Here is a 23,742-nt window from a genome sequence, read left to right as displayed (position 1 = left end):
CTCATCATACTCGATCGGTTTGGCGGCCATGATCTGTTGCTCGAATTAGAACACGTTCTATAAACTCCTTCATGTCTTCGAGGAGGCCGCATGCCGATCGCCACGACCGGGGAACAACGAGCGTTGCGGGACAGCGTGGACGCGGCCAAGGGCGAGTGGGCTGATCTCGTCCGGGTCGGGTTCTTCGAGGTGACGCGGGAGGGCGGCACGGTCGCCGATCTCGCGGTGATGCTGGAGCGGGCGGCGGAGCACCTCGTGCCGGGGCCGTTGCTGCCCACGGCGCTGGTCTCGGTGCTGTTCCCGGACTTCGACGGGATCGCCGGGTTCGGATTTTCGCCACAGCACGTGGTGGGCGCCGCCGAGGCGACGCACGTGCTGGTGCACGACGACGCGTGGAGGCTCGTGCCGGTCGGGCAGGTGACCGAGCTCGAAGCCGTCGACCTGTCCCGGTCGCTCGGATCGGTGGTGGCCGACGGGCCTGGTGTCGAGGTCGCCGATCCGACCGACCTCGCGGTCACGCTGATGGCCGCCGAGGCGAGCGGGGTGGCGACGTGGTGCCTGAACACCGCGGTGGAGTACGCGAAACAGCGTCAGCAGTTCGGGCGTGTCATCGGGTCGTTCCAGGCGATCAAGCACCTGTGCGTCGAGATGCTGTGCCGCGCCGAGCAGGCGAGCTCGGTCGCGTGGGATGCCGCGAGCTCGGTCGGTGACGAGGAACATCCGCTGGCGGCGGCGGTCGCGGCGGCGGTGGCGTTCGACGCGGCGGTGCGCAACGCCAAGGACTGCATCCAGGTGCTCGGCGGGATCGGGTTCACCTGGGAACACGACGCGCATCGCCATCTACGCCGGGCCTTGGCGTTGCAGCAGCTCGCGGGCGGTGTCGCGAGGTGGCGTCGCCGGGTCGCCGAGCTGGCGCTGAAGGGGGCGCGCAGGTCGCACTCCGTCGACGTCGAACGGGACGACGAGGTGCGGGCGTTCGCCGAGGAGATCGCCGGGCTGGACGCGGCGCGACAGCGGGAACGGCTGGCGGACAGCGGGTTCCTGGTGCCGCACTGGCCTCGGCCGTACGGGCAGGACGCCTCACCGGCCCGGCAGCTGGTGATCGACGGCGAGTTCGCACGAGCCGGGGTGCGCCGGCCGGACCTGATCATCGGCGGCTGGGCGGGGCCGACGATCCTCCGCCACGGCACGCCGGAGCAGCAGGAACGGTTCGTGCGGCCGACGTTGCGCGGTGAGCTCACCTGGTGCCAGCTGTTCAGCGAGCCGGAGGCGGGTTCGGACCTGGCCTCGTTGCGCACCAGGGCGGTCAGGGCCGAGGGAGGCTGGCGGCTCACCGGGCAGAAGGTGTGGACGTCGCTCGCGCACCAGGCCGACTGGGCGATCTGCCTCGCCCGCACGGACTCCAGCGCGCCGAAGCACAAGGGCATCACGTACTTCCTGGTCGACATGCGTGCTGAGGGTGTCGACGTGCGGCCGTTGCGGGAGATCACCGGCGACGCGCGGTTCAACGAGGTCTTCCTGGACGACGTGTTCGTGCCGGACGACTGCGTGGTCGGCGAGATCAACGACGGCTGGCGGCTCGCCCGCACGACCCTGGCCAACGAACGCGTCGCGATGGGGTCGTCGCTGGGCGAGGCACTGGAACGTGTTCTGCGAGAACCAGAAGCCGCCGAACATCCGGAACGCCTGGGCGAACTGGTGGCCCAGGGGCTCGCGGTGTCCGCGCTGGACCTGCGGGCGAGCCTGCGGGTGCTGAGCGGGCAGGAGCCGGGCGCGGAGTCCAGCGTGCGCAAGCTGGTCGGGGTCCGGCAACGGCAGGACGTCGCCGAGTTCGCGGTCGAGCTGCTCGGGCCGGGCGCGGCGGTCGGCAGCGAGCTGGTCCACGAGTTCCTGCTGACGCGGTGCCTGAGCATCGCGGGCGGCACCACGCAAGTGCTGATGAACCTCGCCGGCGAACGAATTCTCGGTCTACCCAGGGAAATTTGACGCAGTGAGCCTTGATGGACTTCAAGCTCGACGAGACCCAGCAGGAGATCGCCGCAAATATTGAGGAGCCTTGATGGACTTCAAGCTCGACGAGACCCAGCAGGAGATCGCCGCGCTGGCGGCCGACGTGCTGGGCAGGGAGAGCGACACCCCCTGGAAGGCGTTGGGGGAGGCGGGACTGCTGTCCCTGGCCGTTCCGGAACGGCTCGGTGGCGACGGGCTCGGCGTGCTGGAGACGGCCGTGCTGCTCACCGAGGTCGGCCGGAGAGCGGCGGACGTTCCGGCGCTGGCCACACTCGCACTGGGCGTGCTGCCGATCGCCAGGCACGGCACCCCGGAGCAACAGGACGAGCTCCTGCCGCTGGTGACGGAACAGCATGGTGTGCTGACCGCCGCGCTGAGCGAACCGTCCCATCCGCTACCGGCCTCGCCGGCCACGACAGCGGGCCCGGACGGCATCACCGGCGTGAAGATCAACGTGCCGTACGCCACCGAGGCCCGGCGAATCCTCGTCAGCACCGACGCCGGCGTCTTCGTCGTCGATCCCGCGCAACCAGGTGTGTCCACATCGGACGGAACCGTGCGCTTCGACCGCGCCCGTGGCGACGAGCTGACCGGCGCGGCCGCCGACCTGCGCCGGTTCGCGCTGGCCGGGGCCTGCGCGGTCGCGGACGGCGTGCTGGCCGGCGCCCTCGACCTGACCGTCAAGCACGTCGGCACCCGCCACCAGTTCGGCAAACCCATCTCGACCTTCCAGGCGGCGGCGAGCCAGGTCGCGGACGTCTACATCGCCGCCCGCACCCTCCACCTGGCAGCCCTGACCGCCTGCTGGAGCCTCGACGACAACGACCTGGACACCGCCGCCTACTGGCTCGCGGCCGAAGCCATGCCGGCCGTGCACACCTGTCACCACCTGCACGGCGGCCTCGGCCTCGACATCACCTACCCGATGCACCGGTACTACGGCATGGCCAAGGAGCTGACGCGGTTCGTCGGCGGAGTGGAGCACCGCTTGGGAGCCATCGATGTTCATTGACCTCACCGCCGAGCAGGTCGCGCTGCGGGACGAGCTGCGCGAGTACTTCGCGAACCTCATGTCCGCCGGGGAACGCGAGGCGATGCTCACCGAACGGCACGGTCACACCTACCGCGAGCTCGTCAGAAGGCTCGGCAGCGACGGCAGGCTCGGTGTCGGGTGGCCGAAGGAGTACGGCGGCAAGGGTTTCGGGCCGATCGAGCAGCAGATCTTCGTCAACGAGGCCGCCCGCGCGGACGTCCCGCTGCCGTACGTGACGCTGCAGACGGTCGGGCCGACGCTGCAGGCGTTCGGCACGCAGGAGCAGAAGGACTTCTTCCTGCCGCGGATCCTCAAGGGCGACATCCACTTCGCCATCGGCTACACCGAGCCGGACGCGGGCACCGACCTCGCCGCGTTGCGCACCAAGGCGGTTCGCACCGACGATCACTACGTCGTCAACGGGCAGAAGACGTTCACGACGGGCGGGCACGACGCGGACCACGTGTGGCTGGCCTGTCGCACCGGAGCACCGGACTCGCGGCACAAGGGCATCACGATCCTCATCGTCGACACCAAGGACCCCGGCTACTCGTGGACGCCGATCATCACCTGCGACGGCGCGCACCACGTCAACGCCACCTACTACAACGACGTGCGGGTGCCCGAAAACCGACGCGTCGGCGAGGAGAACAAGGGCTGGCGGCTGATCACCACCCAGCTCAACCACGAACGCGTGATGCTCGGCCCGTCCGGCCGGCTCGGCGCGCTGATCGAACGGGTTCACAGCTGGGCCGCGGACCGTCAGCTCCTCGACGAACCGGATGTCCGACGGGTCTTCGCCGAAGCACGAGCCGTGCACCGGGTGAACGAGCTGCTCAACTGGCAGGTCGCCGGCGGTGAGGTGGAGGTCGCGGACGCCAGCGCCACCAAGGTGTTCGCCGCGGACCGGACCCAGCGCATCGGCCGGCTGCTCGAAGAACTGGTCGGACGCCACGGCGCCGACGCGGACCTGGTGCGGTGGCTGGACGTGCAGGCGCGGCGCAACCTCGTGCTGACCTTCGGCGGGGGAGTGAACGAGATCCAGCGTGAGCTGATCGCCAACATCGGACTCGGCCTGCCACGGGTGGTGCGATGATCGACATCGAGAAAGAGGCCGCGCGCATCGCCGAGCAGGGCGAGTCGGCGCCACGGCTGGCGCGCGACCCGGTCAACCTGCCGATGATCAACAACTGGCTGGAGGCCATCGGCGACCAGCACCCCGGCTACACCGAGGTCGCACCGCCCGCGATGGTCCAGGTGTGGACGATGGCAGGGCTGCACGGCCAGCGCGCCCTCGACGACCCGCTCGGCGCGATGATGAAGATCCTCGACGAGGCCGGGTACACGTCCGTGGTCGCCACCAACAGCGACCAGACCTACCACCGCTACCTCAAGGTCGGCGAGCACCTCTCGGTGACGACGAGCCTGGAGGACGTCACCGGCCCGAAGAGAACGGGGCTGGGCGAAGGCTGGTTCGTGACGACTCGCAGCACCTGGTGGGTCGGAGACGAGGCCGTGGCCGAGATGCGGTTCCGGGTGCTGAAGTTCAAGCCCGCCGCCCAGAAGTCCGAACCGCGGCGGGAAACCCCGAAAGCGCAGGCGATCCGGCCGTCGATCAACCGCGACACCGCGTACTTCTGGGAGGGGTGCGGGGAAGGCGAGCTGCGGATCCAGCGCTGCGGCGGCTGCGGGCTGCTCAGACACCCACCGGGCCCGATGTGCCCGGAATGCGGTGCCACCAAGCCGAAGTACCTCGTCTCGGACGGCCGCGGCGTGGTCTACAGCTACGTCGTGCACCACCACCCGCAGGTGCCGGGCAAGCAGACCCCGTTCGTGATCGCCCTGATCGAACTGGACGAGGGCGTGCGGATGCTCGGCGAACTGGACGGCGAACCGAGCATCGGACTCCCGGTCGAGGTCGTGTTCACCAAGATCGACGACGAACTGACGATGCCGAGCTGGAGGCCCCGTGCGGATCGGTGATTCCCTGCCGGAGTGGCACGTCGAGGCCACGCCGACGTTCGTGATCAGCACCGCGCTGGCCACGCGCGACTTCCAGGACGTCCACCACGACCGCGACCTCGCGATCCAGCGCGGCTCGAAGGACATCTTCATCAACATCCTCACCACGACCGGCCTGGTGCAGCGGTACGTCACGGACTGGGCGGGCCCGGAAGCGTTGGTGCGTCAGGTGAACATCCGGCTCGGCGCACCCTGCTTCGCCTACGACACGCTGAAGTTCTTCGGCCAGGTGATCGGACGCGAAGAACAGGACCTCACCATCGAGGTCGTCGGCCGGACCGCGCACGGCGACCACGTCACCGGCACCGTGAAGATCGAGGTGCCGGCATGACCGCCGCGATCGTCGGGATCGGCGCGACCGACTTCTCGAAGGACTCCGGCCGCAGCGAACTCCAGCTGGCCGCCGAGGCCGTGCGGGCGGCGCTGGCGGACGCCGGCCTGGAACCGTCCGATGTGGATGGTCTGGTCAGCTTCACCATGGACACCAACGCCGAGATCGCGGTGGCCCGTGAGCTCGGCATCCCGGAGCTCACGTTCTTCAGCCGCGTCCACTACGGCGGCGGGGCGGCGTGCGCGACCGTCCAGCAGGCCGCGATGGCGATCGAGACCGGCGCGGCTCGGGTCGTCGTGTGTTACCGGGCGTTCAACGAACGGTCGGGCCACCGGTTCGGCCAGGTGCAGACCGCGGCCGCCGTGAACATCGACAACAGCTGGTCGTACCCGATGGGCCTGGGCACGCCGGGCGCGATGGTCGCCATGTTCGCCCGCCGGTACATGCACGAGTACGGCGCGACCTCGGAAGACTTCGGCCGCATCGCGGTGATCGACCGCAAGCACGCCGCCACGAACCCGCACGCGTGGTTCCACAACAGGCCGATCACCCTGGAGGACCACCAGGCGTCCCGGTGGATCGCCGAACCGCTGCGGCTGCTGGACTGCTGCCAGGAAAGCGACGGCGGCGTGGCCATCGTGGTCACCTCGGCGGAACGGGCACGGGACCTGCCGAACAAGCCCGCGTACATCAAGGCCGCCACCCAGGGCAGCGGTGCCGACCAGTTCACGATGACCAGCTACTACCGCGACGACCTGACCGGCCTGCCCGAGATGGGCGTGGTGGCACGGGGGTTGTGGGCGAAGTCCGGCATCGGTCCGTCCGATGTGGACGTCGCCGTGCTCTACGACCACTTCACGCCGTTCGTGCTGGTGCAACTGGAGGAACTGGGCTTCTGCGGCAAGGGTGAGGCGCGCGACTTCGTGGCGTCGGGCGCTCTCGAGCTGGACGGCGCGCTGCCGCTCAACCCGCACGGGGGCCAGCTCGGCGAGGCCTACCTGCACGGGATGAACGGCATCGCCGAGGGCGTGCGTCAGGTGCGCGGCACGGCGGTGAACCAGGTGGCGAACGTCGAGCACGTCCTGGTCACCGCCGGCACCGGCGTTCCGACCAGCGGCCTGGTCCTGGCCCAGTCCGTCGAACCGGTTCGACCATAGGCGTCGTCGTTCGACACGCCTGCCTTGCTGAACACCGTCAATTGCGGGACGTTGTGCAGTTGACGGTATTCAGCCTTGTCCTGGGTTTTGACGGACCGGTTCGACCCGGGGCCTCCCACGGAAGGCATCGGCAGGCATGAGAGGTCGATCAGCCCGTCTCAGCATCGTTGTCGCGGCGTCACTCGCGCTCGCTGTCCCCGCCATCGCTCTGTCCGAGGAGCCGAGCGCACGCGCTGCGGCATCCGGTCCGTGCGACATCTACGCCACAGGCGGGACACCCTGCGTGGCCGCGCACAGCACCACGAGGGCGTTGTACGGCAACTACAACGGCCCGCTCTACCAGGTCAGAAGGTCCACCGACAACACCACGCGGGACGTCGGTGTGCTCAGCGCGGGCGGGGTGGCCGACAGCGCCGCCCAGGACGCGTTCTGCGCCACCGCGACCTGCCTCATCAGCGTCATCTACGACCAGTCCGGCCGGGGTAACCACCTCACCCAGGCGCCTCCCGGCACCTGGAAGGGTCCCGAGCCCGGCGGATGGGACAAGCTCGCCGACGCGAAGGCCGCACCGGTCACCGTCGGCGGCCAGAAGGCCTACGGCGTCTACATCTCGCCGGGCACCGGCTACCGCAACAACAGGACGAACGGTGTCGCGACCGGTGACCAGCCGGAAGGCATTTACGCCGTCGTCGACGGCCAGCACTACAACCAGTGGTGCTGCTTCGACTACGGCAACGCGCAGACGACCAACACCGCCGACAGCCCAGCCATCATGGAGACCGTCTACTTCGGATCCAGCAAGCAGTGGGGCTACGGCGACGGCCCCGGTCCGTGGGTCATGGGCGATCTGGAGTGGGGCCTGTTCTCCGGTGTGAACGCCGGTTACAACAAGAATCCGACCATCAACCACCGCTTCGTGACGGCGGTCGTCAAGGGCGAGTCGAACCACTGGGCCATCCGCGGCGGCAACGCGCAGTCGGGCGGCCTGTCGACCATGTTCGACGGTCCGCGCCCCAAGGGCTACCACCCGATGAAGAAGCAGGGCGCGATCCTCCTCGGCATCGGCGGTGACAACAGCGTCACCGGCGCCGGCACGTTCTTCGAGGGCGTGCTCACCTCCGGCTACCCGACGAACGCCACCGAGGACGCCGTGCAGGCCAACATCGCCGCGGCCGGCTACGCCCCGCCGGGAGGCGGCAATCCACAGCCGGGCGTGCAGATCGTCGGTGGCCAGTCCAACCGGTGCGTCGACGCGCCGGCCAACACCAACGGCACCCAGGCGCAGCTGGCCGACTGCCAGAGCGCCGACCGGCAGCGCTGGACCTACGCGGCGGACAAGAAGCTGCAGGTCTACGGCAACAAGTGCCTGGACGCCAACGGTCAGGGCACCACGAACGGCACCCAGGTGATCATCTGGGACTGTCACGGCGGTGCGAACCAGCAGTGGAACGTCAACTCGAACGGCTCCATCTCCGGCGTGCAGTCAGGTCTGTGCCTGGACGCCAACGCCGGTGGTACGGCCAACGGCACGAAACTCATCCTCTGGTCGTGCCACGGCGGCGCTAACCAACAGTGGACTCTGCGAGGCTGAGCACGGCGTCAGCGAGTACGGGACGGTCCCCGGCCGAGGTCGTCAGCACGAGCCGCGGACCGTCCCGCCACACCCGCGTCGTCAGCGTCTCGCCGGGGAAGACCACACCCGCGAACTTCGCCCCGAACGACAGCACCTGCTCCGGCCCGTCGAGCAGCGCGTCGATCACCGCCCTGCACACCACCCCGTACGTGCACAGCCCGTGCAGGATCGGCGCGTCGAAACCTGCCCGCCGCGCGAACTCCGGGTCGGCGTGCAACGGGTTCCGGTCGCCGCAAAGCCGATACAGGTAGGCCTGCTGCGGCAGCGTCGCGGTCTCGATGACGGCATCCGGTTCCCTGGCAGGCACCTCGACCTTGCCCGACGGGCCGCGCTCGCCGCCGAAACCGCCCTCCCCGCGCGCGAAGATGCTGGACCTGGTCGTGTAGAGGGCGGTCCCGTCCGGAGCCAGCGCCGTGGACTCCTGCACGATGACCGCGGCCTTGCCCTTGTCCCACACGTCCGCGATGCGCGTCCGCAGCACCGCCTCGCCCTCGGTCGGCAGAGCCGTGTGCACGGTGATCTCCTGCGTGCCGTGCAGCACCCGTGCCAGGTCGATGTCGACGCCGGGGAACGACACGGCGGGCGGCGCGGTCTCGTGGAACCGGGGCGCGACCACGCCGAACGTCGGCAGCACCCGCAGTCCTTCTTCGTAGACGTAACGAAGTTCGGTGGCGCCCAAAGCCAGGTGGTAGAGCAGCACGTCCGACTGCGTCCAGGAGAACTTGATCTCGGGCAGTTCCGCCCCGATCGCAACGGCAGGGTCGATCGGCATGAAAAGCGCCCCTCACTCGTAGGTGATCTTCACCGTGTCGGTGACCGGAACCGACTGGCACGCCAGCACGATGCCCTCGGCGATGTCCTCGGAGTCGAGCACGTCGTTGTTGAGCATCTTGACCTCGCCCTCGACCAGCCGGCACGCGCACGCGCTGCACGCACCCTCGCGGCACGAGTACGGTGCGTCGAGTCCCTTCTCCAGCAACAGGTCGAGCAGCTTCTGCCGGGCCGGCCAGGGAAACCGGTGCTGCGAGCCGTCCAGCGACACCTCGACCACCGCGTCCGGCCGGTCGTCCGCCACCGGCACGACCTCGGAGAACGGATCGCTCGACAACGACACGAACTTCTCGATGTGCACGACCGGAACATCGTGCAACGCCTTGCGCGCCGCCTCCATGAACGGCCCCGGCCCGCACACGAACGCCTCGTCACAGGTCCGGACGAACGCCCGCAGCGCGCTCACGTGCGGCAACCCCTGCACCGACTCCAGCCAGTGCACGACAGTCAGCCGATCCGGGTAGGAACGCGACAGCTCGTCCAACTCGCGGGCGAAGATCACCGAGCTCTCGTCCCGGTTGGCGTACACCAGGAACACCCGCCCGGAGCCCTGGGTCAGCACCGCCCTGATGATCGACATCACCGGCGTGATCCCGCTGCCGGCGGCGAACGCGAGCAACGAGCCGTCCAACGACGAAGGCGTGAACACCCCGGCCGGTGCCAGCACGTCCAGCTCCATACCGGCAGACACCGAAGAGCACATCCACGCCGAGCCGTACCCGTCCGGCGTGCGCTTGACCGTGATCTTCAACGGCTCACCCGGCGCGCTGGACAGGGAGTAGCAGCGCGCCACCTCGCCCGCCCGCACGGTGAGGAACTGGCCGGGTCGCGGCGAGAACGCGGCGCCGGACAACACGAACGAGCGCGCGTCGGCGGTCTCCTCGATCACGGCGTCGACCCGCAGCCGGTGCACCTCAGCCATCGGCGACCTCCAGCGTTCCCTCGCGCACGGCCTTCTCGATGCTGTCGCGCAGGCGCAGGCACGTCGGCACCAACGCGAGCCGCGCCCCGCACAGTTCCGGACAGGAGCTGGTGTCGGACAGCCACTGCACGCTCGTGTGCTGCGGGCTGTTCTTCTTCACCAGCACCCGATTACCGCAGTCGCAGCGCACCGGTTCCATGCCGCCGACGAGGAACTCCTCGCGCTCGTTCACGTCGCCGACTCCTGAGGTGCCGGTTCCCTCCTGGCCAGGTTCTCGGCGACCTCCTTCTCCCACACCTCGACCGCGCGGCTCGTGTCGACCTCGAACTCGAAGCGCCGCACCATGTCGTCGCTGACGTCCTCCACGTCCACGTAGAACTGCTCGTACCAGCGCCGCAGCTGGTAGACCGGCCCGTCCTCCTCGCACAGCAGCGGGTTGTCGATCCGCGTCTTGTTCTGCCAGATCTCCACGTCCTGCAGGAACCCGACGCCGATGCCGCGGGCGAACTTGGCCGCGATCTTGTCGGCGTGCACGTCGTCGACACCGGGCAGCTTCTTCACGATCGCGCCCCACTGCAGCCGGAACGAGTTCGGCGTGATCGGGTAGTGGCAGTTGATCAGCACGGTCTCGATCTCGATGCCCTTGTAGTCGTTCCACAGGTAGTCGATCATGTACGACGGCCCGTAGTACGCGGCCTCGGACCGGACCTCCACGTCACCCGTGTAGTTCGAGCCCATCGCGACGTCCGGCCGTCCCCGCGTGGTCAGGTACTGCGAGGCGACGTGGCCCTCCATCACGTTCTTGAAGTAGGTCGGGAACGCGAAGTGGATGTAGAAGAAGTGGGCCATGTCGACGACGTTGTCGATGATCTCGCGGCAGTTCGCGCCCTCGATCACCACCGAGTCCCAGGTCCAGTTGCTCCACTCGTCGCTGAACGCGGACTCGATGCGCGGGATCGTCACGTGCTCTGGCGGCGGGTTGCCCTGCGGGTCGTTCCACACGAAGAGCTGCTTGTTCTCTTCGAGGGTGATCCACGACCGGGTGCGCGCCCGCAACGGAACCCGCTTGGCGTAAGGGATGTCGACGCACCGGCCGTTGCCCGCCCAGCGCCAGTCGTGGAACGGGCAGGCGATGTTGTTGCCCTTGATCGTGCCCTGGGTGAGGTCGCCGCCCATGTGCCGGCAGTACCCGTCGAGCACGTTGATCTTGCCGTCCTCGCTCGCGAACACCACGAGCTTGGTGCCGAACGCCTCCACGGCGTGGGGTTTGCCGTCGCGGAAGCTGCTGGCCAGTCCGAGGCAGTGCCAGCCGCGCGCGAACCGCGCTGGAGGCGCGCCGGTGTCGATGTTGCGTACGGCGTCCTGCGTCATGACTCTCCTCCAGAGATGTCGAGGCCGGCGAGATAACCGAACGTCATGGCCGGTCCGAGGGTGGCGCCCGCGCCCGCGTAGGTGTGACCCATCACGGACGCGCTGGTGTTGCCCGCCGCGTACAGGCCTTCGATCACCGAACCGTCCTCGCGCAGCACCCGCGCGCGGGTGTCGGTGCGCAGGCCGCCCTTGGTGCCGAGGTCGCCGGGCACGATCCTGACCGCGTAGAACGGGCCGGTGGTCAGCGGCGCCAGGTTGGGGTTCGGTTCGTTGCGCGGGTCGCCGTAGTAGCGGTCGTACGCGCTCTCGCCGCGGTGGAAGTCGGCGTCCGAACCGTCCACGGCCAGCGTGTTGAACCGCCGGACGGTCTCGACGAGTTCGGGCAGGTCGGCTTCCTGGGCGAGTTCTTCGAGGCTCGGCGCGGTGAGGACGGATTCCTTCCAGCGCCGGGGGAGCGGACGGCGTGGCGGGATGCCGCAGAACGGGTAGCGGCCGCGGTAGGTCTGGTCGAAGACGAGCCAGGTGTCGCCGGTCATCGCGTTGACCACGTCGATGTAGGGCGCCGCCTCGTTGACGAACCGGCGCCCGATCTTGTCGACCAGCACGCAGCCGGGCAGTGAGCGTTCGGCGAGCAGGAAGAACGGGCCGCGCGGCAACGGGACCGAGGGGCCCCACCAGGCGTCGTCCATCAGCCCGACGGCCGCACCCGCGCGCATGCCTGCCTCGATGCCGTCACCGGTGTTGGCCTTCGCGCCCACTGTCCACTCCGTACCGATGTCCTGGTGCTGTTTGCGCATCCGCTCGTTGTGCTCGAACCCGCCCGCGGCCAGGACGACGTGCTTCGCGGTGATCAGCCGGTCGCCGATGAGGATGCCGGCGACCCGGCCGTTCTCGTAGTGCAGGTCGGTCATCGCGGTGTTGAGCCGGATCTCGACGTTCAGCGCCTTGAGGCCGGCCCGCAGACCGGCCGCCAGTGCTTGGCCCATGGTCAGCCGCCTGCCCGGCAGGAACCGGCGGGCGAACACCTTGGCGCCGGTGACCAGGCCGCGCGGATGCCGTCCGATCAGCGTGAGCCACCGGTAGTCGGTCTGGGTGATCACGATGCCCGCCGGTGTCGGCACGTACGGCGGTTCGAGGTCCTTGAGGTCGTCGCCGAGGAGTTTCGTGTTCAACGGCAAGGGCTCGACCGATCGGCCCCGCGGCTGGCCGCCGGGTGCCTCTGGGTAGTAGTCGGCGTAGTCGCGGACCCAGCGGAACTTCAGCGGTGTGTGCGCGACGACGAACGCGAGCATCGCGGGTCCGGCGTCGAGAAACGCCTCACGGAGCTCGGCGGGCACCTCCCCGGCGATGTGCTCCAGGTAGGCGCTCGCCTGCTCTGGTGAGTCGGTCACGCCGTTGGCGGCGAGCACGGCGTTGTTCGGCACCCAGATGCCGCCGCCCGACCGCGCGGTCGAGCCGCCGAAGTGCTCGGCCTTCTCGACGACGAGGGTGCGCAGGCCGTGTTGAGCGGTGCAGAGCGCGGCTGTCATGCCTGCCGCACCGCTGCCGACGACGATCACGTCGTACATCGCACCTCCCCGGAAGTCGGACTAGAACAGGTTATAGTTCTGAGGCGCTTTGGCGCTATGGTGTAGGAGTTCCAGGCAAGTCGACTCACCGAGAACACGTTTCCCATAGTGATTGGGCACGGTGGTTAAGCGTGGACGTCTCCGCGGACGTGGTCGTCATCGGTTTCGGTGCCGCTGGTGCGTGCGCCGCCATCGAGGCCGCTGCCGCCGGTGCGTCCGTGGTGGTCCTGGACCGGTTCGCCGGGGGTGGCGCGACCGCGTTGTCCGGCGGCGTCGTCTACGCGGGCGGGGGGACGCGGCAGCAGGTCGAGGCCGGTGTCGCCGACTCGGTCGACGCGATGGTCGAGTACCTGCGACACGAGGTCCGGGACGCGGTGTCCGAGGCGACGCTGCGCCGGTTCTGCGAGGACAGCGCGAAGATGCTGGCCTGGCTGGAGGACCAGGGCGTGCCGTTTTCCTCGGCCCTGAGCCCGTTCAAGACCTCGTATCCGACCGACGACTACTACCTGTACCAGTCCGGCAGCGAGGACGCCTGGCCGAACCCGGCCCCGCGCGGGCACCGGACCAGGGCGAAAGGCACCTCGGGCGGCGTTTTCTTCACCCGGCTGGCGGAAGCGGCCCGGCGGGCGGGCGTGCGGATCATGCCGCAGACCCGTGCGGTGGAGCTGGTCACGACGGACGGCCGGGTCACAGGCGTTCGGTGCCGCGCGCTGTCCGGCCTGCCGAAGGTCCTGCACGGGATGCTGTCGAAGGCGGGCGCCAAGCCGTGGCTCTACTACCCGCCACTGGGCAGGAGGCTTTTCGGGCTCGCGGCCTGGCTGGAACGGTTCGCCCGCACGGTGACCGTGACCGCGCGGCAGGGCGTGATCATCTCCGCCGGTGGGTTCATCGCCGATCGGGCGTGGGCGCACGAGAACGCTCCGGCGTACCGGGGCGGGCTCGCGCTGGGCACCCCCGGTGACGACGGCGGCGGCATCCGGCTCGGCATCGCCGCTGGTGGGAAGACCGCGCGGATGGACAGGATCTCGGTGTGGCGGTTCATCACGCCGCCCAGTGCGTTGCAGCGCGGGGTGCTGGTCGACAGCGAGGGCCGGCGGTTCGGCGACGCGACGCGGTACGGCGCGGCCATCGGCAGCGAGATCGTCGCGCGCGGCGGCAGGGCGTGGCTGCTGATCGACGACGACATCCTGGCGGTGGCGCGGGCCCAGGTCGGGACGCAGACGGCGCCGTTCCAGCGCTGGCAGGTCCGGCACCTGCTGGGACACGGACTGGTCACGGCGCCCACGATCGAGGAAGTGGCTTCGAAAGCAGGAATCGGCACGCCCGAGGCGTTCGGGAAGCCGCCCTATTCGTTGATCAACGTGTCGGTGCGCGCGGGGTTCGGTTACCCGTGCCCGATGCTGACGCTCGGCGGACTCGTCGTCGACGAGGAAACCGGTCAGGTGCAGGGAGTTCCCGGCCTGTACGCGGCGGGCCGGTCGGCCGTCGGGGTGTGCTCGGAGTCCTACGTCAGCGGGCTCGCGCTCGCCGACTGCGTCTTCTCGGGCCGCCGCGCTGGGGAACACGTCGCGAAGGAGGCCAAGTGCTGACGATCCAGAAGCGGGAGGCGGCGGCCGAGTTGCTGCGCGTGGCGGAACGCGACCGCGTGCCGATCAAGCCGCTGGTCGAGCTGTATCCCGAGATCGACGTGGTGGACGCGTACGAGATCCAGCTGCTCAACGTCCGTCACCGCAACCGGGACGTGATCGGCCACAAGGTCGGGCTGTCGTCGCTGGCGATGCAGCAGATGATGGGCGTCGACGAACCGGACTACGGCCACCTGCTCGACGACATGCAGCTCGCGGGCACCGCCGACGCGTCGGCGTACCTGTACCCGCGGGTCGAGGTGGAGATCGCCTTCCTGCTGGCTCGCGACCTGCCCGGCGAGGGCTGCACGGTCGAGGACGTGCTGGCCGCCACCGAGTTCGTCGCGCCGGCCATCGAACTGATCGACAGCCGGATCGAGAACTGGCGGATCGGGCTGCAGGACACCATCGCGGACAACGCGTCGTCGGCCGGGTTCATGCTGGGCTCCGAGCGCGTTCGTCCGTCCGAACTGGACATCGGCGCGGTGGCGGCAACACTGCGCCGCAACGGTGAAGTGGTCGCCGAGGGACGTGGTGACGCGGTGCTGGGCGATCCGGCGATCGCGGTGGCGTGGCTCGCGCAGAAGGTCGCCTCGTTCGGTGTCCGGTTGCTGGCCGGCGACATCGTGCTGCCCGGATCGTGCACGCGGGCGATCGACGCGCGGCCGGGAGACGAGTTCCACGCCGAGTTCGCTGGACTTGGTTCTGTCGACCTGAAGTTCGAATAGGGGTGACTGAGTGAAGGCGGCCATCGTCGGCTCCGGCAACATCGGCACCGACCTGCTCTACAAGCTCCTGCGCTCCGACGTGCTGGAGCCTCGCTGGATGGTGGGCATCGACCCGGCCAGCGAGGGTCTCAAGCGCGCGGCGTCGCTGGGCCTGGAGGTCTCGGTCGACGGCGCGGAGTGGTTGCTGCGTCAGGACGAGCTGCCGGACGTCGTGTTCGAGGCGACGTCCGCGGCGGTGCACCGGGCGAACGCGCCGCGCTACGCCGAGGCCGGGATCCGGGCGATCGACCTGACGCCGGCGGCGGTCGGGCCGTACGTCGTGCCGCCGGTGAACCTGGGCGAGCATCGGGACGCGCCCAACCTGAACCTGATCACGTGTGGTGGCCAGGCCACGATTCCCATGGTGTACGCGGTGTCCCGGGTCGTACCGGTGTCGTACGCGGAGATCGTCGCGAGCGTGGCGTCGGTGTCGGCCGGACCCGGCACGCGGGCCAACATCGACGAGTTCACCCGCACCACCAGCCACGGCATCGAGGCCATCGGGGGAGCGGAACGCGGCAAGGCGATCATCGTCCTGAACCCGGCGGACCCGCCGATGATCATGCGCGACACGATCTTCTGCGCGATCCCGGAGGACGCCGACCCGGATCTGATCACGGACTCGATCGCCAGGATGGAGACCGACATCCGTTCGTACGTACCGGGTTTCCGGTTGCTGAGCGAACCGCAGTTCGACGCCGGTCGCGTGTCGATCTTCGTGGAGGTCGCCGGTGCCGGTGACTTCCTGCCCGCGTACGCCGGGAACCTCGACATCATGACCGCCGCCGCGACCAAGGTGGGGGAGGAGATCGCCAATGCAGCTGCGGCTGACCGACACGTCACTGCGTGACGGCTCGCACCACAAGCGCCACCAGTTCACCGTCGAGGACGTGCGCTCGATCGTGGCGGCACTGGACGGCGCCGGGGTGCCGGTGATCGAGGTGACGCACGGCGACGGGCTCGGCGGCTCGTCGTTCAACTACGGCTTCAGCCTCACGCCCGAGCAGGACCTGATCAAGGTCGCGGCGGAGACCGCGACCCAGGCGAAGATCGCCGTGCTGATGCTGCCCGGTGTCGGCGTGAAGGACGACATCCTGGTGTCGCAGGACAACGGCGCCTCGATCGTCCGGATCGCCACGCACTGCACCGAAGCGGACGTGTCCGTCCAGCACTTCCAGCTCGCTCGTGAGCGCGGACTGGAGACCGTCGGGTTCCTGATGATGGCCCACTCGCAACCGCCGGAGGCGCTGGCTCGTCAAGCCCGCATCATGGCGGACGCGGGCTGTCAGTGCGTGTACGTGGTCGACTCGGCCGGAGCCCTGGTGCTGGAACAGGTTTCCGATCGGGTGTCGGCGCTGGTCGCCGAACTCGGTGAGGACGCGCAGGTCGGCTTCCACGGGCACGAGAACCTCGGGCTCAGCGTGGCGAACTCGGTGGCCGCCGCGAGGGCGGGCGCCAGGCAGATCGACGGCAGCGTGCGCGGATTCGGGGCGGGCGCGGGGAACACGCCGCTGGAGGCGTTCGTCGGCGTGTGCGACAAGCTGGGGTTCGAGACCGGCGTCGACTTCTTCAAGATCGTGGACGCGGCCGAGGACGTCGTCCGGCCCGTCATGCCAGAGGAGTGCCTGCTCGACCGGATGGCGCTGATGATGGGGTACGCGGGGGTCTACTCCAGCTTCCTCAAACACGCGTACACGCAGGCTCAACGCTATGGCGTGTCCGGCGCGCAGATCCTCATCCGCGCGGGAGAACGCCGGCTCGTGGGCGGGCAGGAAGACCAGCTGATCGACATCGCACTGGAGCTGAGCAGGGAGAACGTCGGATGAGCGAGGAAATCCTCGGCAAGGTGCGGGAGCTGCTGCCTGCTCTGCGCGACCGCGCGGCGGAGGCGGAAGAGCTGCGCAAGGTGCCACCGGAGTCGGTGAAGGCGTTGCAGGAGACCGGGTTCTTCCGGATGCTCCAGCCCGTCCGGTACGGCGGGTTCGAGTCGCACCCGCTCGCGTTCTACGAGGCGGTCAAGCTGATCGCGAGCGCGTGCGGGTCGACGGGCTGGGTCGCGTCCGTGCTGGGCGTGCACCCGTGGCACGTCGGGCTGTTCGACGTCCAGGCGCAGGACGAGGTGTTCGGCGAGGACCAGGACACCCGGATCTCGTCGTCGTACGCGCCGGTCGGCAGGGCGACGCCGGTCGAGGGCGGCTTCCGGTTCAGCGGCAAGTGGAGCTTCTCGTCGGGCTGCGACCACGCCACGTGGGTGCTGCTCGGCGGCCTGGTCATGAACGACGAGGGCAAGCCCGTCGACTTCCGCACGTTCCTGCTGCCGATCGCGGACTACACGATCAACGACGTCTGGGACACGGTCGGGCTGCGCGGCACCGGCAGCAACGACATCGTGGTCTCCGACGCGTTCGTGCCGGAGCACCGCACGTTGAGCATGCTGCACACGGCCCGATGCATCTGCCCTGGCCAGGACGTCAACCCCGGACCGTTGTTCCGCATGCCGTACGGGTCGATCCACCCGTTCGCGATCACCGCGCCGATGATCGGCATGGCGTACGGCGCGTACGACGTGCACGTGGGTGCTACCCGCGAGCGCGTCCGGGCCGCCTACCTGGGCGAGAAGTCCGTCGAGGACCCGTTCGCGCAGGTGCGGATCGCCACGGCGGCCAACGACATCGACACCGCCTGGTGGCAGCTCGAGAAGAACATCAACGACGAGTGGGAACACGCCGTCGCCGGCACGAAGATCCCGATCGAGCTGCGCCTGCGGGCCCGGCGCGACCAGGTGCTCGGTAGCGCGCGGGCGATCTCCGCGATCGACCGGCTCTTCGAGAGCGCGGGCGGCAAGGCGATCAACGCCGGCGGGCCGCTGCCCCGGTTCTGGCGGGACGCGCACGGTGCACGGGTGCACGCGGCCAACGACCCGGAGCGCGTGCTCGTCCTGTACGGCAAGGGAGAGCTCGGCATCCAGGTCCGCGACGGGCTGTTCTGAGGGGAGTGCTGTGAAGGTTCGGTTGCACTACCACGAAGCGGGCACGGACCACTCGGAGACGCTGGTCCTGTTGCACGGCGGCGGGCCAGGTGCCTCGTCGCTGAGCAACTTCGGCCGCAACATCCCGGTGTTCGCGAAGTCGTTCCGCGTGCTGGCCGTCGACCTGCCCGGCTACGGGCAGTCGGACAAGCCCGCGGAGCACGACCAGTACTTCACGTTCGCGGCAAGGGCTTTGAAGGACCTGCTCGACGACCTGGGCGTCGAGCAGGCGCACATCCTGGGCAACTCGCTCGGAGGCGGCACCGCGGTCCGGTTCGCGCTGGACCACGGCAAACGAGCGGGCAGGCTCGTGCTGATGGGGCCGGGCGGGTTGTCCCTCAACGTGTTCTCCCCGGATCCGACGGAGGGCGTGCGCAAGCTCAGCGCGTTCGCCCGCACGCCGACGCGGGAGAAGATCGAGGAGTTCCTGCGGATCATGGTGTTCGACCAGTCGCTGGTCACCGACGAGCTGATCGACGAACGGTTCGAGGCGGCGTCGAAGCCGGAGTCGTTGCGCGCCATGGCCGCGCTGGGCAAGTCGTTCGCCGGGCCCGACTTCGAGCAGGGCATGCTCTGGCGCGAGGCGTATCGGTTGCGGCAGCGCGTGTTGCTGGTGTGGGGCCGGGAGGACCGGGTGAACCCGCTCGACGGCGCCTTGCTGGCGTTGAAGCTCATCCCGCGCGCGCAGCTGCACGTGTTCGGCGGGTGCGGGCACTGGGCTCAGCTGGAGAAGTTCGACGAGTTCAACCGGCTCGCGACCGATTTCTTGACGGAGGCGTGATGGGGATCCGTTCGCTGGGATATCTCCGGATCGAGGCCACCGACATGGATCGGTGGCGCGAGTTCGGGTTGAAGGTCCTCGGCATGGTCGAGGGCAAGGGGTCGACTCCTGGTGCGTTGTACCTGCGGATGGACGACTTCCCGGCACGGTTGGTGATCGTGCCCGGTGAGCAGGACCGGTTGCAGGCTTCCGGGTGGGAGGCCGCGACCGAGGCCGAGCTGGAGGAAGTGGCGAAGCGGCTGGCGTCGGCCGGGGTTTCCTATGTCGAGGGGTCGCCGGAGGATCTGGCCGAGCGGCGGGTGAACGGACTGATCAGGTTCGAGGACCCGTCCGGCAACACCCTGGAGGTCTTCCACGGCGCGGCTTTGGAGCACCGGCGGGTCGTGTCGCCCTACGGGCACCGGTTCGTGACCGAGGAGCAGGGCCTCGGGCACGTCGTGCTGTCCACTTCGGACGATGAGGCCGCGCTGCACTTCTACCGCGACGTGCTGGGGTTCCGGTTGCGCGACTCGATGCGGCTGCCCCCGCAGTTCGTGGGAAGGCCTGCTGACGGGCCGCCCGCGTGGTTGCGGTTCTTCGGCTGCAACCCGCGCCACCACAGCCTGGCGTTCCTGCCGATGCCGACGCCGAGCGGGATCGTGCACCTCATGGTCGAAGTCGAGAACACCGACGACGTGGGGCTGACGCTGGACCGGGCGATGCGCAGGAAGGTGCCGATGTCGGCGACTCTGGGCCGGCACGTCAACGACCTGATGCTGTCGTTCTACATGAAGACACCCGGCGGGTTCGACGTCGAGTTCGGCTGCGAGGGACGGCAGGTGTCCGATGAGGACTGGATCGCACGCGAGAGCACGGCGGTGAGCCTGTGGGGACACGACTTCAGCGTTGGCCACCAGAAGTAATGCAGTCAGAAGCAACGCAGTCGGAGCTAGCCCGCTACCGGGCCGTTCTCGGTCACTTCTGCACCGGGGTGACCGTGGTGACCGGCATGTCCGCGGACGGGCCGGTCGGGTTCGCCTGCCAGTCGTTCGCGGCCCTGTCCCTGGATCCGCCGCTGGTGCTGTTCTGTCCACAACGGACTTCGCGCAGCTGGGCGGCGATGGCGTCGTCCGGCGCGTTCTGCGTGAACGTGCTGGCGGAGGACCAGCGCGAGGTGTCGACGGTGTTCGGGAAGGCCGGCGCGGACAAGTTCGCCGGCGTGTCCTGGACCCCGTCGAGCACCGGCGCTCCGGTGCTCGACGGGGCACTGACGTGGGTGGACTGCCGGGTTTCGGTGGTGCACGACGCCGGCGACCACCACGTGGTCGTCGGGTCGGTCGTCGAACTCGGCCCGACGCGCGAGGCACAGCCGCTGCTGTTCTACCGCGGCCGTTACGCCTCACACGCCGAACTCGACACGCGCGGCTGGTCTGGCGAAGTGCTGGACAACCTCATGACGTGGCAACGCCAGTCAGAATGGATTTGAGGCCGTGATCTGCCAGCACGCGCCTGGAACGCGCACCTCGTCGCCGTGCACGAACTCGTCGAACGAGCCCCGGACCCGTGCCAGGATCTCGGCCGGATCCTCGGCTTCCTTGAGGGCACGCGAGATCGGGCCGAGGTTGCTGAGGTACGGCTCCAGCAAGGTCTCGGGCATCGTGCAGATCCGGTCCACCGGGCTGATGTCGATCCCGCTCCACCCGGCCTGGTCGAGGATCTTCCGGGTCTTGGCGGCGTCGGCGAGGGCGAACGGCCCCGGCGCGTCGGGATCCGGTGCCGGTGCGTCCGGCAGTACCGACGCGGCGGCGCGTGCGGCGGTGGTCATGAACGGGTTCTCGTCCGGGGTTCGCCACGTGATGAAGCACAGTTCACCGCCGGGTGTGGTGGCGCCCAGCAGGTTGCGGAAGGCGGCGACCGGGTCGTCGAAGAACATGACCCCGAACCGCGAGACGATCAGGTCGAAGCTCTCGTCGAACCGGTGGACCTGCGCGTCGGCCCGGATGAACTCCGCCTTCCCGTGCTCGCGTGCCGCGGCCAGCATCGACTCGGAGATGTCGACGCCGACGCAGGGCACCCCGAGTGCCTCCGCGATCGCCCGCGTCACCGCGCCGGTACCGCACCCGATGTCGAGAACCCTGGTGCGTGGCCGTGCCCCGGCGACTTCGACGAGCAGGTCCTGGAACGGGCGAAGCACCAGGTCCACGATGTCCTCTACCTGCGCCCAGCCCTTGCCCGCGTCGTTCCACCACTCGGCCTGGGCGCTGTTCACCTCTGATGTCATGCTTCTACCGTCCTACTTCAAGTCGGCTTGAGGTCAAGTGTCGTGGACGAGATCGGAATCGGCGAGGTGGTGCGGCGCTCCGGCGTGCCAGCGTCCACACTGCGCTACTACGAGGAACGCGGCCTGATCACCTGCGTGCGCCGCCGAGGCCTGGCGCGGGTGTTCACCACGTCCGTGCTGGAGCAGCTGGCGTTGATCGCGGTCTGCCGCTCGGCCGGGTTCTCGCTGGAGGAGATCTTGCTGATGTTCGCCCCGGACGGCCGCCCGAGCCCGAACCGCGCGATGCTGGCGGCCAAGGCGGACGAGCTGGACGCGACCATCCGCAAGCTCACGTCGATGCGTGACGATCTGCGTCATGCGGCGGCCTGCCCGGCACCGTCGCACCTGGAGTGCCCGTCGTTCCGCCGGGTGCTGGGCCAGGTCTAGCTTGAGTTTTAACCTGTGAGTGGCTGGTCGGCGCCCTGGTTGATCATGGGTGAAGCCCTTGGTTGATCATTCTTCTTGTCTAGGGAAGAAGATCGCTGCCAAGGGCTTCAGTTGATCAGTGTGCAGGATGCCGGTGAGACCCGTGCGGGCGGGGACCTGTCCTGGTTCCGGCGGGAGTTCTACCGGTGCCTGCCGCGGCGGGCGGACGCGTTGTTCGAACTGTGCGACGCGGTGCTGTGCGCGGACGGGCCGGTGCGGTCGATCGCGGAACTGTCGTTGACCGGCGAGCATCGTCGCGGGCATGGCAGCGGCTACGCCGCGCTGGCACGCGGCCGTGTCGAGATCGACCGGCTGCGCACCGCCCTCGCCGGTACGCGGTTACCGCGCGCCGCCGACGGCCGGCTGGTACTGGCGGTGGACATCACCAGCTGGCTGCGGCCCGAGGCGCACACCAGCGCGCAGCGGATCCTGTGCCACACCTACGGGCGGGGCAAGAACCAGCACATCATGGTGCCGGGCTGGCCCTATTCGGTACTGGTCGCGCTGGAGGCGGGACGCAGCTCCTGGACCGCGCCGCTGGACGTGATCCGGCTCAAGCCCGGTGACGACGCGGCCACCGTCACCGCCCGGCAGGTGCGCGAGGTGGTCGACCGGCTCGTCACCGCCGGGCACTGGCGGCCGGGCGATCCGGACATCCTGCTGGTCGCCGACGCCGGCTACGACGGCCCGCGCCTCGCGCACGTGCTGGCCGGCCTGCCGATCGCGGTCCTGGTGCGCATGAGCACCCGCAGGACCCTGCGCCGCCGGCCACCGCCGCGCCCGCCCGGCACGACCGGCCGGCCCCGCCGCCACGGCGCCGACTTCGCCTTCGCCGACCCCGCGACCTGGGACGAGCCCGACCTCACCACCCACACCCCGACCCGGCTCTACGGCACCGCGTATGTCCGGGCATGGGACCGGCTGCATCCCCGGCTGACCCACCGCACCGCCTGGGTCGACCACACCGGTGACCTGCCGATCATCGAGGGCACCGTGATCCGCCTGCAGATCGACCGGCTTCCCTCCGGAGCACAACCGAAACCCGTGTGGCTCTGGCACTCCCGCATCGGCCTCGACCCGGCCATGGTCGACGTGTGCTGGCAGGCGTTCCTGCGCCGGTTCGACATCGAGCACACCTTCCGCATGCTCAAACACACTCTCGGCTGGACCACACCGAAGCTCCGCTGCCCCGAGGCAGCCGACCGCTGGACCTGGCTGCTGATCGCCGCCTACACCCAGCTACGCCTGGCCCGCCACCTCGCACACGATCTGCGCCGCCGCTGGGAAAAACCCGTGACGGACCCGCGACGGCTTTCCCCGGCACGCGTCCGCCGCGGGTTTCGGAACCTGCGCACGCACACCGCCCGTCCGGCCGGCGCACCGAAACCCTCCCGCCCCGGACCCGGCCGCCCCGCGGGCACGCCCAACAAACACCCAGCACCACGCCACAACGTCTACATCGACACCAGCGCAGACAGACGCAAACACAAGCACCACAACACAACCGAGCCCTGCCACCCACACCCGGACCAGACAGGTTAAAACTCAAGCTAGTAGTGCTTTGTCGGGTTGCCTGGACCTGCGCAGACGTGTGTCGGTGCGCGCATGGCCCAACCTCGGCTCCAGGCAGCGGGCCTTGCGCCACGATTCGATCTTGAAGAACGCGCTCCCATGGCCACTACCAGCGCAGTTGGTGGTAGTTGAGGTGATCTGCAATCGATTACATCGGCTCGTAACTACAACCAACTTACAGGTGCAGCATCGTGAGAGCGCGACCACCGGGGTCGCCTGTGCCCGCTGTCGCGGAAGTCCGTCCCTCCGGACCCGACAAAGCACTATTAGAGCCCAAGGCGCTGCTGTTCGGCCTGCACCACTCGCTGCTCCACCGACACCGCTGAATCCAGCGCGCTCGCGTGTGAGTGCTTCGTATCGCTTTCG

23 protein-coding genes are annotated in these 23,742 nt (G+C 69.1%); 17 read left to right on the top strand and 6 right to left on the bottom strand.

Annotated features, from left to right (window positions below):
* Positions 1-90: 90 nt before the first annotated feature.
* The 7 genes from B0F77_RS41720 to B0F77_RS41690 all read left to right on the top strand — a co-directional run bounded on the left by B0F77_RS41720 (position 91) and on the right by B0F77_RS41690 (position 8,144).
* Entirely contained in the window at positions 91-1,986 is a 1,896-nt protein-coding gene (locus B0F77_RS41720; RefSeq protein WP_086668596.1) for an acyl-CoA dehydrogenase family protein, read from the top strand.
* A gap of 73 nt (positions 1,987-2,059) precedes the next feature.
* A complete protein-coding gene (locus B0F77_RS41715) occupies positions 2,060-3,022 on the top strand; it encodes an acyl-CoA dehydrogenase family protein (protein WP_086668595.1) in 963 nt (320 codons plus the stop codon).
* Entirely contained in the window at positions 3,012-4,139 is a 1,128-nt protein-coding gene (locus tag B0F77_RS41710) for an acyl-CoA dehydrogenase family protein (RefSeq protein WP_086668594.1), read from the top strand. The genes B0F77_RS41715 and B0F77_RS41710 overlap by 11 nt, the downstream gene beginning before the upstream one ends.
* Positions 4,139-5,026 carry a bifunctional MaoC family dehydratase N-terminal/OB-fold nucleic acid binding domain-containing protein gene (locus B0F77_RS41705; protein WP_086668618.1) on the top strand — a complete coding sequence of 296 codons (888 nt, stop codon included), beginning with the start codon at positions 4,139-4,141 and terminating at the stop codon, positions 5,024-5,026. Before B0F77_RS41710 ends, B0F77_RS41705 begins: the two co-directional genes overlap by 1 nt.
* Positions 5,013-5,396: a MaoC family dehydratase gene (locus B0F77_RS41700; protein ID WP_086668593.1), complete on the top strand. Its 384-nt coding sequence runs from the start codon at positions 5,013-5,015 to the stop codon at positions 5,394-5,396. Before B0F77_RS41705 ends, B0F77_RS41700 begins: the two co-directional genes overlap by 14 nt.
* The gene (locus B0F77_RS41695; RefSeq protein WP_086668592.1) at positions 5,393-6,553 is read left to right on the top strand and encodes a lipid-transfer protein; all 1,161 of its coding nucleotides are present in this window, start codon (positions 5,393-5,395) and stop codon (positions 6,551-6,553) included. The genes B0F77_RS41700 and B0F77_RS41695 overlap by 4 nt, the downstream gene beginning before the upstream one ends.
* A 136-nt stretch (positions 6,554-6,689) precedes the next feature.
* On the top strand, positions 6,690-8,144 hold the full coding sequence (locus B0F77_RS41690; RefSeq protein ID WP_086668591.1) for an arabinofuranosidase catalytic domain-containing protein: 1,455 nt from the start codon (positions 6,690-6,692) through the stop codon (positions 8,142-8,144).
* Here the strand turns inward: B0F77_RS41690 and B0F77_RS41685 are convergent.
* The 5 genes from B0F77_RS41685 to B0F77_RS41665 are packed head-to-tail and all read right to left on the bottom strand — an operon-like array spanning position 8,116 to position 12,878.
* Entirely contained in the window at positions 8,116-8,958 is an 843-nt protein-coding gene (locus B0F77_RS41685; RefSeq protein ID WP_086668590.1) for a MaoC/PaaZ C-terminal domain-containing protein, read from the bottom strand. The two genes, B0F77_RS41690 and B0F77_RS41685, sit on opposite strands and share 29 nt — an antisense overlap.
* Positions 8,959-8,970: 12 nt before the next feature.
* Entirely contained in the window at positions 8,971-9,939 is a 969-nt protein-coding gene (locus B0F77_RS41680; protein WP_086668589.1) for a ferredoxin--NADP reductase, read from the bottom strand.
* Positions 9,932-10,171 carry a hypothetical protein gene (locus B0F77_RS41675; protein WP_425435806.1) on the bottom strand — a complete coding sequence of 80 codons (240 nt, stop codon included), beginning with the start codon at positions 10,169-10,171 and terminating at the stop codon, positions 9,932-9,934. Before B0F77_RS41675 ends, B0F77_RS41680 begins: the two co-directional genes overlap by 8 nt.
* On the bottom strand, positions 10,168-11,310 hold the full coding sequence (locus B0F77_RS41670) for a 3-ketosteroid-9-alpha-monooxygenase, oxygenase component (RefSeq protein ID WP_086668588.1): 1,143 nt from the start codon (positions 11,308-11,310) through the stop codon (positions 10,168-10,170). Before B0F77_RS41670 ends, B0F77_RS41675 begins: the two co-directional genes overlap by 4 nt.
* A complete protein-coding gene (locus B0F77_RS41665) occupies positions 11,307-12,878 on the bottom strand; it encodes an FAD-dependent oxidoreductase (RefSeq protein ID WP_086668587.1) in 1,572 nt (523 codons plus the stop codon). Before B0F77_RS41665 ends, B0F77_RS41670 begins: the two co-directional genes overlap by 4 nt.
* Before the next feature lie 131 nt (positions 12,879-13,009).
* Between B0F77_RS41665 and B0F77_RS41660 the strand changes: the two genes are divergently transcribed.
* From B0F77_RS41660 to hsaB, 8 genes are read left to right on the top strand one after another with little or no spacing between them, the layout of a single operon-like run.
* Positions 13,010-14,467 carry an FAD-binding protein gene (locus B0F77_RS41660; protein ID WP_086668586.1) on the top strand — a complete coding sequence of 486 codons (1,458 nt, stop codon included), beginning with the start codon at positions 13,010-13,012 and terminating at the stop codon, positions 14,465-14,467.
* Positions 14,461-15,231 carry a fumarylacetoacetate hydrolase family protein gene (locus B0F77_RS41655; RefSeq protein WP_086668585.1) on the top strand — a complete coding sequence of 257 codons (771 nt, stop codon included), beginning with the start codon at positions 14,461-14,463 and terminating at the stop codon, positions 15,229-15,231. Before B0F77_RS41660 ends, B0F77_RS41655 begins: the two co-directional genes overlap by 7 nt.
* A gap of 10 nt (positions 15,232-15,241) precedes the next feature.
* Positions 15,242-16,120, top strand: a complete 879-nt coding sequence (locus B0F77_RS41650) for an acetaldehyde dehydrogenase (acetylating) (protein ID WP_086668584.1) — start codon at positions 15,242-15,244, stop codon at positions 16,118-16,120.
* Positions 16,086-17,096: a 4-hydroxy-2-oxovalerate aldolase gene (dmpG, locus tag B0F77_RS41645; RefSeq protein ID WP_086668583.1), complete on the top strand. Its 1,011-nt coding sequence runs from the start codon at positions 16,086-16,088 to the stop codon at positions 17,094-17,096. The genes B0F77_RS41650 and dmpG overlap by 35 nt, the downstream gene beginning before the upstream one ends.
* A complete protein-coding gene (gene hsaA, locus B0F77_RS41640) occupies positions 17,093-18,259 on the top strand; it encodes a 3-hydroxy-9,10-secoandrosta-1,3,5(10)-triene-9,17-dione monooxygenase oxygenase subunit (protein ID WP_086668582.1) in 1,167 nt (388 codons plus the stop codon). The genes dmpG and hsaA overlap by 4 nt, the downstream gene beginning before the upstream one ends.
* 10 nt (positions 18,260-18,269) lie before the next feature.
* Entirely contained in the window at positions 18,270-19,079 is an 810-nt protein-coding gene (gene hsaD / locus B0F77_RS41635) for a 4,5:9,10-diseco-3-hydroxy-5,9,17-trioxoandrosta-1(10),2-diene-4-oate hydrolase (protein WP_086668581.1), read from the top strand.
* Positions 19,079-19,981 (top strand): iron-dependent extradiol dioxygenase HsaC, encoded by a 903-nt coding sequence (gene hsaC / locus B0F77_RS41630; RefSeq protein ID WP_086668580.1) that lies wholly within the window; start codon positions 19,079-19,081, stop codon positions 19,979-19,981. The genes hsaD and hsaC overlap by 1 nt, the downstream gene beginning before the upstream one ends.
* The gene (gene hsaB / locus B0F77_RS41625) at positions 19,981-20,544 is read left to right on the top strand and encodes a 3-hydroxy-9,10-secoandrosta-1,3,5(10)-triene-9,17-dione monooxygenase reductase subunit (protein ID WP_086668579.1); all 564 of its coding nucleotides are present in this window, start codon (positions 19,981-19,983) and stop codon (positions 20,542-20,544) included. The genes hsaC and hsaB overlap by 1 nt, the downstream gene beginning before the upstream one ends.
* Here hsaB and B0F77_RS41620 read toward each other — a convergent pair.
* Positions 20,530-21,339 (bottom strand): class I SAM-dependent methyltransferase, encoded by an 810-nt coding sequence (locus B0F77_RS41620; RefSeq protein ID WP_086668578.1) that lies wholly within the window; start codon positions 21,337-21,339, stop codon positions 20,530-20,532. The two genes, hsaB and B0F77_RS41620, sit on opposite strands and share 15 nt — an antisense overlap.
* A gap of 42 nt (positions 21,340-21,381) precedes the next feature.
* Between B0F77_RS41620 and B0F77_RS41615 the strand changes: the two genes are divergently transcribed.
* Together B0F77_RS41615 and B0F77_RS41610 are read left to right on the top strand one after the other, a co-directional pair.
* Positions 21,382-21,765 (top strand): helix-turn-helix domain-containing protein, encoded by a 384-nt coding sequence (locus tag B0F77_RS41615; RefSeq protein WP_086668577.1) that lies wholly within the window; start codon positions 21,382-21,384, stop codon positions 21,763-21,765.
* A gap of 120 nt (positions 21,766-21,885) precedes the next feature.
* Complete coding sequence (locus tag B0F77_RS41610; RefSeq protein WP_086668576.1) at positions 21,886-23,346, top strand: NF041680 family putative transposase; 1,461 nt, start codon at positions 21,886-21,888, stop codon at positions 23,344-23,346.
* Positions 23,347-23,742: the final 396 nt, after the last annotated feature.

The sequence above is a fragment of the Lentzea kentuckyensis genome, from assembly GCF_002150765.1.
Classification (GTDB): domain Bacteria; phylum Actinomycetota; class Actinomycetes; order Mycobacteriales; family Pseudonocardiaceae; genus Lentzea; species Lentzea kentuckyensis.
This window is presented reverse-complemented; position numbering and strand designations above follow the sequence as displayed.